Source organism: Acinetobacter sp. 228 (assembly GCF_048147885.1).
Window position 1 is genome coordinate 232,470 of the sequence record NZ_JAYWYV010000001.1, and the last position, 12,489, is coordinate 244,958.

Genomic DNA, 12,489 nt, shown 5'->3' on the forward strand with positions numbered 1-12,489 from the left:
AGCCTCATTTGAGGCTCTTTTTTTTATACGTGATCAAAAAGAGGTAAGTGAAGATTTAACTGTCGTTTCAATTGGAGTGGTAGGACGCTTCAGTAAATTTTCTAAATCTTTACTCTCACTGAAAAATGCACCACGAGTTGCTTCAACATCTGCCTCCACCATTGTCTCAGCTAAGCTTTCAGGTAGTCCTGCCTGTAGAAGCATTTGTTTGTAGTTTTCAGCACTCAAGTTCTTATAAATGACAGTTTTCGAGCTAATTTCAGAAATCGTTTTGGTCAAAGTGTCAAAAGTAAATGCTTTAGAACTCGCCAATTCATATGTTCTATTGTCATGATCTGAACCAAGCAGGACGTTTGCTGCAGCTTCTGCATAATCCTCACGTGGAGCAGCGCTGATAAGGGCATCCTGAGCCGCACCATAGAAAATACCTGAGTCAATCGTGTGTTGAATGTTGGCTAGGTAGTTCTCGATATACCAGTTGTTTCTTAATAAGGTATATTTTAGGCCACTATCATGGATAAATTGTTCTGTTTCACGATGTTCCTGTGCAAGACTAAGCCGGGAGGTATCTGCACGCAATAAACTGGTATAGGCGATATAGGGAACTTTAGCCGCAACAGCAGCATCGATTACCGCTTTGTGCTGCGGGGTCCGTCGACCAATTTCACTGGCAGAGATTAAAAGTAATTTATCGACTCCCTGAAGGGCAGGTTGAAGAGATTCGATTTGATCATAATCAAAATGGCGGACTTCGATTCCTTGGTTTTGAAATGATTCAGCTTTTTCTACATTACGCACTAAGGCAACTATATTGTTTGCAGATGTTTGATGAAGTAGGTGTTGAATAACCAGATGACCGAGATGACCCGTTGCGCCAGTAATTGCAATTTTCATTTTTTATTCTCGCTTTTTTTGATGAATAAATATTAATCTGATAACTTACTCAATTTAAGCCCATATTAAAAAGTAAGCTTATTACTAGAAGGGAAGATTTTTATGTCTGCTTATGAAACCAGTAAATTATTGGGGCAAGTTTTATCTACTGATTGCCCTTCTCGAGAAATATTAGAGCATATCGCCAATAAGTGGTCTGTTTTAGTTTTGCGCTGTCTCAGTGAAGGGGTGCATCGTTTTAGCGAGTTGAAACAGCGAATCGAAGGGGTGAGTGAAAAGATGCTCTCCCAGACTTTAAAAATGCTGGAGCAGGATGGTTTTATTTTAAGAACTGTTTATCCGGTCGTGCCGCCGAAAGTAGAATATCAGTTGACGATTACCGGTTCACAAGCAGCTGAAAAAATTATGTACTTAATTGGCTGGATTGAGAAAAGTCTGCCAGATATTGTGGAGAATAAAGCGCGCGTAGCAAAATAGGCTGAATTGCTTCTGGGGTGAGCAAGGACAGGAATAAGTCAGAAAATCTGGTTGCTACTTTGTTTGCAGTGTACGCGATCATTTTAGTTTTATGCATTGCGATTTATGCAATCTTTAAACTTTTAAAAGTTGATATTACTTTAGCAACCAATCTCTTGCTTTGGTCTGCAGCGATCTTTGCACCTGTTGCAGTATTGATGACATATAACAGTTGGCGAGAGCAGAAAGGGAGTGAGGTTGTAGCGATCTTAGCTAAAGATATAACCACTGACATATTGGAATTAAGAGCACTTAATAATGAAATATTTAGCGGTTTTTGTGTAAGCAATATCAGCTTCGAAAAGAGTCAGAAAAATGTTAATGAATTTCATGATTTAAGAATACAAATCAAGAAATCTATTATTCTTTTAAATGATAATTTGTATGAAATCACTACAAGTTTTAATCAGCAGACACAAGAACGTAATGTTGAGTATGGGGATATTTTACACAAGAATTCTAATAAATATGCTAGAGAAACGATTAGAAAATCTCAGATAGGATTTGATCCTATACTAGAGCAACTTATTAATTACACCTTATATAAGTAAGAATTATATGATTTTTAATTTTCAAAACAAGGAAATCAGGCTTGTTGAATAAAATTCAGAGCAAGGTGAACGATCTTCATTGATTGTGTCATAAATATAGTCGAGAAATTCTTTAAAATATGGCAGAATATGGGGTTTTAAAGTTTTTAGAGGATTGGCAATATGCGCTTTGTTGATGAAGCAGTCATTACCGTAGAGGCTGGCGACGGTGGCAATGGCGTAGCCAGTTTTCGCCGTGAAAAATTCGTACCATTTGGTGGTCCAGATGGTGGTGATGGTGGTCGTGGCGGCAGCATTTATATTCAGGCTGACGACGACACCAGTACGCTAGTTGATTATCGTTATACACGTAAATTCCGTGCAGAACGAGCAAAAAATGGCCGTGGGGCGAACTGTGCTGGTCGTGGCGGTGAAGATACCGTATTAAAAGTTCCGGTAGGAACAACAATTGTAGATGTAGAGTCTGGTGACATTATTGGCGACTTGATCGAAGATGGTCAACGCGTGAAAGTTGCGGCAGGCGGTGAGGGTGGTTTAGGTAATACCCACTTTAAATCATCGACCAACCGTTCACCACGTAAGTGTACGCATGGTCAAAAAGGTGAATTCCGTGAAATCCGTCTAGAGCTTAAAGTTCTGGCCGATGTCGGCTTGCTGGGTATGCCAAATGCGGGTAAGTCAACCTTCATTCGTGCAGTCTCGGCTGCAAAACCAAAAGTGGCAGATTATCCATTTACTACTATGGTGCCAAACCTGGGTGTGGTCGATGCCGACAGTCACCGTTCATTCGTGATGGCGGATATTCCAGGTCTGATCGAAGGCGCATCTGAAGGTGCAGGTCTTGGGATTCGCTTCCTGAAGCACTTGGCGCGTACCCGTATCCTGTTGCACATCGTTGATGTACAACCGATTGATGGCTCAGATCCGGCACATAATGCCAAAGCAATTATGAAAGAGCTAAAAAACTTCTCCCCAACGCTTTCAAAACTACCGATCGTATTGGTGCTGAACAAAGTCGATCAGTTGGCTGAGGAAACACGTGAAGAATGGTGTACTCATATTCTTGAAGAATTGCAGTGGGAAGGGCCGGTTTTTGAAACTTCTGGCTTAACGGCTGAAGGCACCAAAGACGTAGTTTACTACCTGATGGATCAGATCGAAGAGCAGCGTGAACGCGAAACTGAAGATCCAGAATATGCAGCAGAAATGAAAGCATTCCGTGATCAGCTTGAAGCTGAAACACGTGAACAAACCATCGCTGCAAAAGAAGCGTATCGTGAGATGCGTCGTCAGCAACGTCTTGCCGGTATTCTAGGCGATGACGAAGATGATGAAGATGGCGATGATGATAGTGATGTGGAAGTGTACTACGTACGCTAATCTCTGAGAGAAGAGTCTGAGGACAAGATGATAGAAGTGGTAGATGGGCAACGTCAGCTCAAGGGTTGTAAACGAATCGTTGTTAAAATCGGATCATCTTTACTCACAGCAAACGGACAAGGTCTAGATTTAGATGCCATCTCGCACTGGGCGGGACAAATCGCAAATCTACACAATGCAGGACACGAGATTATTCTGGTGTCTTCCGGTGCTGTGGCTGAAGGTATGGTGCGAATGAAACTTGAGAATCGACCCACCGATCTACCCAGTCTTCAGGCTTGTGCTGCCATCGGTCAGATGGGCCTGATTCATACTTGGTCAAGCGTACTTGAGAAACACAAGATTCAAACTGCTCAAGTACTATTGACTCATGATGATCTGGCAGATCGTCGTCGCTATCTCAACTCATGTGATGCCTTGCAGCACCTGATTGAATGGCGTGTGATTCCGGTGATCAATGAGAATGACACGGTTTCTACTGACGAAATCCGTTTTGGTGATAACGACACGCTTGCTGCCATGGTGGCTGGTCAGGTACATGCAGATCTTCTGATTATCTTAACGGATCAGGAAGGAATGTTTGACTCAGACCCGCGGTCTAATCCCGATGCCAAACTGTTCCATACCGTACGTGCTATGGACGAAAGCCTGTTTGATATGGCCGGTGGAGGCGGGAAATTTGGTCGTGGCGGCATGCTGACCAAAGTTCGTGCTGCACGTCTGGCTGCAAAGTCTGGCTGTCCGACCTTAATTGCAAGTGGTGATAGTGATGGTGTTCTATCACGTCTAATGTCTGGCGAATTATTAGGTACCTTGTTTGTAACTGACAAAGATCGTATGACAGCGCATCAGCAATGGTTAGCTGCTCACTTGCAAACTGCAGGTCGTTTAGTGATTGATGATGGTGCAGTAAAAGCCATTAAAGACAATCATCGCAGCTTGTTGCCTGTAGGGGTGAAAGCGGTTGAGGGTCATTTCGAACGCGGTGATGTGGTTGAATGTGTCGATACACAAGGTCACCGGATTGCGGTCGGTCGTGTCAATTTCAGTTCGCGTTCAGCAGATATCGTTCGTGGTCTGGCATCAGATAAAGTACATCAGGTGTTAGGTGAGGCACGTTCACTAGAAATGATTCATCGCAATCATATGGCGATCTACTAAGCCATTCGGATTTAAGTTAAGAGATAAAAAAATCCCGCCTTCGAGCGGGATTTTTGTCATTGAAGCTTATTTAATCCACCCCATCCGGATCAATGGCGCAAACAGCGATAGATGAATATTTAAAATAAAGCGCATGAGTTTATCCTGATATTTCCACCACAATGGTAATCCAGCTAAATTTACTGTTATTGCCATCAGGAATGCACCCAGCATATCAATCGGAAAATGTACACCGACATAAACACGCGACCACGCTACCAGCCAAGCTGTCCAGATTAGAATTCGTCCCAAGTCTCGCTGCGGTGAAAAATAATAGGCGAAGGCAATCCCGCTAAAAATACTCATATGGTTGCTGGGAAAAGAACCAGTCGGCGCATGTTCAAGCAGGGTGCGACCAACATCCATCACAAACGGGCGTGGGGTATTGAGTACCGTAGACAATACTTCACTCATTAATAAGGTAATAGCTGTAAAGATGAAGGCTTTGATAATCCCTGTTTTTACTTCGTAACTGCCACGGAACCAGGCAATAGCAAAAATCAGCAGAAAAAGATAAACCAGATCGTGCGCAATCAGGGAGGCATAGTTGATCATCCAGATCGAGGCTTGATCAGGTACATTAAGAAGATGAAACAGGGAAAGGTTCAGTTGATCAAGAGACATGAGTAGAAAGGGCTGGTGCAAATGTCCGTTACTGTAAACCGGTCAAAGCTCAATTCATATCTGAGTTTGTATGAATTTGTAGCTTCGCTTTTTAAAGAATATTCACATGATAAAAAACCACCCAAAAGGGTGGTTCTTAAAAATACGAATAATATAATGAAGTTTTATTTAAACTGAATCGAGCCATTGGCACTAACAGTCATTTGCGATTCACCTGCCGCAACGGCCTGCTCTGGAACCATATCAGACGAAGCTGATTTCATCATGGCCATACGCGGTACGGGCTGTGGTGCATAGTTATTGGTATTGATGTTCAAGTTTACCAGTTGATAACCCGGTTTGTTCCAGGTCTGGGTGAGTGCTTGGGCGCGTTGCTGGAAGTTTTTAGTCGCTTCAATCATCAGTTCACTTTCAACTTTTTTGCGCTTTTCATCTGATACCTTGAAATTAATTGACTCGGTCTGGAAATTTTGCTGCAATTCTGCAATGAGCTGCGAAGCCGCTTTAAAATCTTTTGATTCTAGGCGAATCTGGGCACGACCACGCCACTCTTTTAATTTACGGTTATCATTGTCATAAATAGGGTAAGTACTTTGTGTACCTGTTTCGATTTTCACAGTAGGATATTTGCGTGCTGTAGCAATCGCCTGACTCATGAGCTGGTTGATTTGGGTGGCCAGTTCAGCCGGCTGTTTGTTGGATTTTTCAATATAAAGTACGGCATGCATTTCATCATTTGAAATTTCACGACTGGCCTCTGCTGAAAGATTAACAATATTATAATTCATGGATTCGGCAGGAGCTGCAAATGCGCCTGTGGCGAGGGTACTGGCAAGGATAAAACTGCTAAGTGCTAAGAGACGCATGAAATTGTCCTGTTATTCTTAAAATTGGCCATCTAAGCCGTTAAAGAAATATTAATTCTCAATTGTGATCTTTTTACGAAATATTTGTGGTAAGAGTGTTAATTTTTCTTTCATTTTAACTTATTATTTAATCTATATTTATTGTTAATAATTAATTGTTTAATAATAAATTTTAAAATTTATTTTCTGAATATTAGCTGTGCTACAAAAAAGCATAAAAGAACAGGCTTTCCTTTCTGCTATCAGGCTGTAAGATGATGATTCAGGGGATGGATTGGCACGATGTTTTTTTTCGATAAAGATTAGGACAAAATGTGACTGAAAGTTATTTATTTTCCTGAAAAATTCGGTATCATCCGCCTCCTAGTTATTCGAATACAAAACTGCTAGCTAGAACCTTATAAAGCGCCGAGTCAAAGGACCAAACGTCACCAGACTTATTTCTTTCACCCATATCAGAGATGGTAATTCGATATGAGCGTTACTTCTGTAAACCCTGCCACCAATTCCACAAACGAATACTACTTGACTCGCCAAAGTCAGATGGAATCGAATGTGCGTAGTTATCCACGTAAATTACCGTTAGCGATAGCGAAAGCACAAGGTTGCTGGGTTACCGATGTTGAAGGTACTGAGTACCTTGATTGTTTAGCTGGGGCAGGGACGTTGGCATTAGGCCATAATCATCCTGCAGTCATTCAAAGCATCCAGGATACGATTGCAAGCGGTCTACCATTGCATACCCTGGATCTTACTACTCCTTTAAAAGATGCTTTTACTGAAGCACTTCTTTCTTATCTTCCAGGTGGTCAAGAAGAGTACTGCTTGCAGTTCTGCGGTCCATCCGGTGCAGATGCAACAGAAGCTGCAATCAAACTCGCGAAAACCTTTACCGGTCGTAGCTCTGTAATCAGCTTCTCTGGCGGTTATCACGGTATGACTCACGGTGCATTGGCAATGACAGGTAACCTGTCTGCGAAAAATGCAGTGAACGGTTTAATGCCAGGCGTGCAATTTATGCCGTATCCGCATGAATACCGTTGCCCATTGGGTCTTGGCGGTGAAGCCGGTGTAGATGCCCTGACTTACTACTTTGAAAACTTCATTGAGGATGTCGAAAGCGGCGTGACCAAACCTGCAGCTGTAATCCTCGAAGCGATTCAGGGTGAAGGCGGTGTGGTGACTGCGCCAGTAAAATGGTTGCAAAAAATCCGTGAAGTGACTGAAAAGCACAACATCGTGTTGATTCTTGATGAAGTACAGGCAGGCTTTGCGCGTTCAGGTAAGATGTTTGCATTCGAACATGCCGGCATTGAGCCTGATGTTGTAGTGATGTCTAAAGCTGTGGGTGGTAGCCTGCCGCTTGCGGTTCTAGGTATTAAACGCAAGTTTGATGCATGGCAGCCTGCCGGACATACCGGTACTTTCCGTGGCAACCAGTTGGCTATGGGTACGGGTCTTGCGACAATCAATACGATTAAAGAGCAGAACCTGGCGCAAAATGCACAAGAGCGCGGTGATTATCTACAGTCTGCATTAAAAGAGTTAGCCAATGAATTTCCATGTATTGGCAACGTGCGTGGCCGTGGTCTGATGATCGGGGTTGAGATTGTTGACGAGCGTAAACCAGCGGATCATATGGGCTCTTTGCCTGCTGATGGTCAATTGGCCGCAGCAATTCAGACCGCTTGTTTCAACAACAAACTGTTACTTGAAAAAGGTGGTCGTAACGGTACGGTAATCCGTTTACTTTGCCCACTGATCATCACTCAAACAGAATGTGAAGAAGTTATTGTCCGCTTCAAGAGAGCGGTTGCTGAAGCTCTGATAGCAGTTCGAGGCGTATAATTCATGGTAGATTTTGCAGAACATCGTAAAGCGTTACTCTGCAATGATGCTGCATCCATTGCTGACTATGAGTCAGCAATGGAACAGGCGACCAAAGCGGTTGCAGCATGGTTGCAAGACGACAAAATGTACCCAGGCGGTAGCATTAAGGAATTGCGTAGCGCAATTTCTTTCAAGCCTTCTCAAGAAGGTATGGGCCTCCAGAAGTCTTTAGAGCGTATGGTTGAGCTATTCCTCAACAAAAGCCTGAAAGTACATCATCCGCATTCTCTAGCGCATTTGCACTGTCCTACCATGGTGGCAAGCCAGATTGCAGAAGTGCTGATTAATGCAACTAACCAGTCAATGGACTCTTGGGATCAAAGCCCAGCGGGTTCTTTGATGGAAGTTCAGTTAATCGACTGGTTGCGTCAAAAAGTGGGTTATGGTTCAGGTCAGGCAGGGGTATTTACTTCTGGTGGTACACAATCGAACCTGATGGGTGTATTGCTGGCACGTGATGCCTGCATCGCAAAAAACTGGAAAGACGAAAACGGCAATCCGTGGTCTGTTCAGCGTGATGGTATTCCTGCGGATGCAATGCGCAACGTCAAAGTCATCTGTTCTGAAAATGCACATTTCTCTGTGCAAAAGAACATGGCGATGATGGGCATGGGCTTCCAGTCTGTCGTGACTGTACCTGTGAATGAAAATGCACAGATGGACGTAGACGCGCTGGAAAAAACCATGACGCACCTTCAGTCTGAAGGCAAGATCGTGGCATGTGTGGTAGCGACTGCGGGTACAACTGATGCTGGCGCGATTGATCCATTGAAAGAAATTCGTGAAATCACCAATAAATATGGCGCGTGGATGCACATCGATGCGGCATGGGGTGGTGCACTGATTCTATCCAATGACTATCGTTCTATGCTGGACGGGATTGAGCTGTCAGATTCGATCACGCTTGATTTCCATAAGCATTACTTCCAGACCATTTCTTGTGGCGCGTTCTTGTTAAAAGATGAAGCGAACTACCGTTTCATGCATTATGAAGCTGAGTACCTAAACTCTGCTTATGATGAAGAACATGGTGTTCCTAACCTGGTGTCGAAGTCGCTACAAACGACGCGTCGTTTTGATGCCTTGAAATTATGGATGACTGTAGAAGCATTGGGCGAAGAGCTTTATGGTTCGATGATCGATCATGGTGTTGGCTTAACGCGTGATGTAGCAGACTACATTAAAGCGACTGACGGTTTAGAGCTTCTGCTTGAGCCTCAATTTGCCTCTGTACTGTTCCGTGTGGTTCCAGCGGGCTATCCGGTTGAATTGCTCGATACGCTCAACCAAAACGTAGCAGACGAACTGTTTGCACGTGGTGAAGCGAACATTGGTGTAACGAAAGTTGGTCAGGTTCAGTCTCTGAAAATGACCACTTTAAGCCCAGTTGCAACACTTGATAACGTGAAGAACTTGCTGGCGCTAGTGCTTGCAGAAGCGGATCGTATCAAAGATTCAATCGCTGACGGTACTTATACGCCACCCATTGCATAAGTGATGGTGGTGTGAAAAAAGGAGATCGAAATGATCTCCTTTTTTTATAATTAAATTTCGGTTTTAGATGCCAGGATCAAACTAGCTCCAATATATAAATATACCTTTTAAGTCTTTGCTGCGTGTTTTTCAAAATTATAAGCTATTCAAAATAAAATGGAAAACTCGGGAATATGGAGCAAAATATACAAGAAAAATCACTCATCAAAACAGTGATTGATCAAGGAATTTCTAAATATCAGTGGATGGTCATTGCACTTTGTTTTCTGATCGCATTATTTGATGGTTTTGATACCCAAGCTGTTGCATTTACCGCACCAGCCTTGCTAGTACACTTTGATTTAGAAACAGGCGCATTAGCACCGATTTTAACTGCAGGTATCGTAGGAATGACGATAGGTGCAATGCTCTTAGGACTGGTAGGGGATAAATTAGGACGTCGAAAAACATTAATCATCTGTACGGCCATTTTTTCTCTAGCCACTATATTTATTGCGTATGCGACGAATGTTGATCAAATATTAGTATTGAGATTTATTGCCGGATTAGGGATGGGCGGGGCGACACCTGTGTTGCTTGCATTGGCTGCTGAATATTCTCCGCAACGTTTCAAAGGCACAGTTACCACAGGCGTGTTGTTAGCCTTGCCAGCAGGAGCGATGTTAGGTGGTTTACTGGCTGCCAAGATTTTGCCAGTGCTAGGTTGGCAAGGGATTTATTTGATTGGCGGTGGATTCCCGCTGCTATTATTGTTTGTCATGTATTTCTTGTTGCCTGAATCTTTGGAATATTTAGCGCAAAACAATAAAAGTTCCTCTTTGAGATCAATTCAAAAAATTCTCAATAAAATTTCTCCGGGAATTGGCGAGATTAGAACTAAAGACCTACTTCAGCCAAATAATACACAACAACAAAAAGCCAAGTTAGCGATCTTGTTTCAAAATAATTTGGCTCGTACTACCATTGGCGTATGGGGTACTTATTTCTTTAACTGGATTGCGTGGTTTATGTTGTTATCGTGGTTGCCGACTGTATTGAAACAGGCAGGATTGGCACCGGAAAATGCGCCTTACGCATCGGTTACAGTAAATGCTGCCTTTATCTTATTTGCTTTGCCATTAGCTTATTGGCTACCTAAAGTAAATACAGCTAAAATTCTCACTTTTATGCTAATTACAGGATTGGTGATCGTCGCTGGTTTAGGTTTATTTATTGAAAGTAATCAGTGGGGCTATATCTTCGCTTTGATTGCATTGGCAGGATTTGGAATTGGTGGTCAGCAATTGGCTTTGAATTACCTGGTGGTCGCTGCATATCCAACTCAAGTTCGTGCAACTGCAACAGGATGGGCAATTGGAATGGGACGTATGGGTGCAATTGTAGGATCAGCCATTGGCGGAATTGTACTCACGCAATATGGTGTTTCAGGTTATTTTTATGCGCTCGGCGTACCTTTAGTATTCGCTCTTTGCTGCGTATTCCTGATTAAATATCGTATTCCACAGGTTCTGATAGATGCATAATATTTTTGTATGTAGTTAGATTGAAATTCTGTATTTAAATAAAAAGGAGATCGAAAGATCTCCTTTTTTTTTGTGAGCTTAAAAAACAAAAAGGTCATTTCCCAGATCGAAATTCACCACAAAAACACCGAAGATCTGAATCCTGTTTAGCCTGTTATTTATTTGTCATAGGCTTATGTAAAACTGGGGAGCAGGATTTATCCTGAGTTCAGGTTTATAAAAATTGTTACATGTCATTGGTCTAAAATTTTTTAATGAAGTGAATGACAAAAAGAACTTAATCATTGAAATCCATAAAAATTTAATCAAGAAAAAACCGCTAGATGAAAAATCACTAAATCGTAATAAAGCTGTAACTTATCTGTCATATTCTAAAATCAAAATGCAGGTATCGAAAGAAGTACAAAACTGAATAAAAAGTGGTGTACTCCAAATTTGCATAAATGAGAGAGATACTAGAATGCGCTTTACAAATATAGCTTTAGCATTAGCAGTAACCGGGGCAACTGCTGTAACGACTGCACACGCAGCACGTGACACCATTCAAATTGCAGGTTCTTCAACTGTACTTCCATATGCCAGTATCGTGGCAGAAGAATTCGGTAATACTTTTCCACAGTTTAAAACACCAGTTGTCGGTTCTGGCGGTTCTTCAGGTGGTTTAAAGCAGTTCTGTAATGGCGTGGGTGATAACACGATTGATATCGCAAACTCTTCTCGTCAAATCAAATCTACAGAGCTGGCAGAATGTAAAAAGAATGGCGTTAACCAAGTCCTAGAAATCAAAATCGGTTATGACGGTATTGTATTTGCATCGAATGCCAATAAAGCGGCTTATAAACTGCGTCCACAACATGTCTTCGCTGCACTTGCTGCACAACTTCCATCAAATGGCAAAATGGTCGCTAACCCGTACACGCGTTGGAACCAAATTGACAAAGCACTTCCAAATGAACCAATCACCCTGGTAATTCCTGCATCGAATCATGGTACGCGCGAAGTCTTCCAGGAGAAAATGGTGGATGCAGGTTGTGAAACGTACGCTGCAATTAAGTCTTTAGACAAAGATGCCAAGAAAAAAGCTTGTACGACATTCCGTAAAGATGGCCGTGTGGTTGAGATTGCCGGTGACTATACCGAAACATTGGCACGTTTAAAAACTTCTCCAAGTGCGGTAGGTGTGTTTGGCCTAGGTTTCTATGATCAGAACCGTGACCGTCTACGTGTTGCCACAGTGAACAATGTAGCGCCTTCTGAAAAGACCATCTTGAATGGTGCTTATCCGGTATCGCGCCCATTGTTCTTCTACGTAAAAGGCGAGCACTTGAAATCAATCAAAGGCTTACCGCAGTTCACAGAATACTTCCTGAACAAGAAAGTATCTGGCAAAGGCTCTAAGCTGGAAAAAGCAGGTCTGATTTCAATGTCTGATAAAGAACGTGCAGCAGTCCTGGCAAATTTCAAGGCTGGTAAAGCGGTTGTTGTGAAGTAATAAATGATTTTGAAAACGCTGGTGGTAGGGTCAACCTACCATCGGCTTTTTGCGATAAA

General features: G+C 42.5%; 11 protein-coding genes. 8 read left to right on the forward strand and 3 right to left on the reverse strand.

The annotated features are described in order from the left end of the window. Positions 1-33 precede the first annotated feature (33 nt). A complete protein-coding gene (locus VXQ92_RS01110) occupies positions 34-894 on the reverse strand; it encodes an SDR family oxidoreductase (protein WP_064101397.1) in 861 nt (286 codons plus the stop codon). A gap of 102 nt (positions 895-996) precedes the next feature. Between VXQ92_RS01110 and VXQ92_RS01115 the strand changes: the two genes are divergently transcribed. From VXQ92_RS01115 to proB, 4 genes are all read left to right on the forward strand, one after another. Next, complete coding sequence (locus VXQ92_RS01115) at positions 997-1,371, forward strand: winged helix-turn-helix transcriptional regulator (protein ID WP_064095498.1); 375 nt, start codon at positions 997-999, stop codon at positions 1,369-1,371. Positions 1,372-1,430: 59 nt separating this feature from the next. Then, entirely contained in the window at positions 1,431-1,961 is a 531-nt protein-coding gene (locus VXQ92_RS01120) for a hypothetical protein (RefSeq protein WP_416679967.1), read from the forward strand. A gap of 162 nt (positions 1,962-2,123) precedes the next feature. Further along, positions 2,124-3,341 carry an Obg family GTPase CgtA gene (cgtA, locus tag VXQ92_RS01125; protein WP_064095497.1) on the forward strand — a complete coding sequence of 406 codons (1,218 nt, stop codon included), beginning with the start codon at positions 2,124-2,126 and terminating at the stop codon, positions 3,339-3,341. 27 nt (positions 3,342-3,368) lie between these two features. After that, positions 3,369-4,502 (forward strand): glutamate 5-kinase, encoded by a 1,134-nt coding sequence (gene proB / locus VXQ92_RS01130; protein ID WP_416679969.1) that lies wholly within the window; start codon positions 3,369-3,371, stop codon positions 4,500-4,502. Positions 4,503-4,568: 66 nt separating this feature from the next. Here proB and VXQ92_RS01135 read toward each other — a convergent pair whose 3' ends face one another. After that, complete coding sequence (locus VXQ92_RS01135) at positions 4,569-5,165, reverse strand: phosphatase PAP2 family protein (RefSeq protein ID WP_144724504.1); 597 nt, start codon at positions 5,163-5,165, stop codon at positions 4,569-4,571. Between the two features lie 164 nt (positions 5,166-5,329). Continuing rightward, positions 5,330-6,031 (reverse strand): SIMPL domain-containing protein, encoded by a 702-nt coding sequence (locus VXQ92_RS01140; protein ID WP_416679971.1) that lies wholly within the window; start codon positions 6,029-6,031, stop codon positions 5,330-5,332. A gap of 474 nt (positions 6,032-6,505) precedes the next feature. On the opposite strand from VXQ92_RS01140, the gene VXQ92_RS01145 reads away from it, so the two are divergent. The 4 genes from VXQ92_RS01145 to VXQ92_RS01160 all read left to right on the forward strand — a co-directional run bounded on the left by VXQ92_RS01145 (position 6,506) and on the right by VXQ92_RS01160 (position 12,430). After that, positions 6,506-7,879 carry a diaminobutyrate--2-oxoglutarate transaminase gene (locus VXQ92_RS01145; RefSeq protein ID WP_064095493.1) on the forward strand — a complete coding sequence of 458 codons (1,374 nt, stop codon included), beginning with the start codon at positions 6,506-6,508 and terminating at the stop codon, positions 7,877-7,879. A gap of 3 nt (positions 7,880-7,882) precedes the next feature. Continuing rightward, a complete protein-coding gene (locus VXQ92_RS01150) occupies positions 7,883-9,415 on the forward strand; it encodes a pyridoxal phosphate-dependent decarboxylase family protein (protein ID WP_416679973.1) in 1,533 nt (510 codons plus the stop codon). Between the two features lie 173 nt (positions 9,416-9,588). Further along, on the forward strand, positions 9,589-10,938 hold the full coding sequence (locus tag VXQ92_RS01155; protein ID WP_085064273.1) for an MFS transporter: 1,350 nt from the start codon (positions 9,589-9,591) through the stop codon (positions 10,936-10,938). 460 nt (positions 10,939-11,398) lie between these two features. Beyond that, positions 11,399-12,430 (forward strand): substrate-binding domain-containing protein, encoded by a 1,032-nt coding sequence (locus tag VXQ92_RS01160; RefSeq protein ID WP_004279710.1) that lies wholly within the window; start codon positions 11,399-11,401, stop codon positions 12,428-12,430. Positions 12,431-12,489: the final 59 nt, after the last annotated feature.

Excerpts from the sequence above, each read along its gene's own strand:
- proB (WP_416679969.1), top strand. The coding sequence starts at position 3,369 with ATGATAGAAGTGGTAGATGGGCAACGTCAGCTCAAGGGTTGTAAACGA.
- VXQ92_RS01115 (WP_064095498.1), top strand. The coding sequence starts at position 997 with ATGTCTGCTTATGAAACCAGTAAATTATTGGGGCAAGTTTTATCTACT.
- VXQ92_RS01135 (WP_144724504.1), bottom strand. The coding sequence starts at position 5,165 with ATGTCTCTTGATCAACTGAACCTTTCCCTGTTTCATCTTCTTAATGTA.
- VXQ92_RS01150 (WP_416679973.1), top strand. The coding sequence starts at position 7,883 with ATGGTAGATTTTGCAGAACATCGTAAAGCGTTACTCTGCAATGATGCT.
- VXQ92_RS01140 (WP_416679971.1), bottom strand. The coding sequence starts at position 6,031 with ATGCGTCTCTTAGCACTTAGCAGTTTTATCCTTGCCAGTACCCTCGCC.
- VXQ92_RS01110 (WP_064101397.1), bottom strand. The coding sequence starts at position 894 with ATGAAAATTGCAATTACTGGCGCAACGGGTCATCTCGGTCATCTGGTT.
- VXQ92_RS01145 (WP_064095493.1), top strand. The coding sequence starts at position 6,506 with ATGAGCGTTACTTCTGTAAACCCTGCCACCAATTCCACAAACGAATAC.
- VXQ92_RS01160 (WP_004279710.1), top strand. The coding sequence starts at position 11,399 with ATGCGCTTTACAAATATAGCTTTAGCATTAGCAGTAACCGGGGCAACT.
- cgtA (WP_064095497.1), top strand. The coding sequence starts at position 2,124 with ATGCGCTTTGTTGATGAAGCAGTCATTACCGTAGAGGCTGGCGACGGT.
- VXQ92_RS01155 (WP_085064273.1), top strand. The coding sequence starts at position 9,589 with ATGGAGCAAAATATACAAGAAAAATCACTCATCAAAACAGTGATTGAT.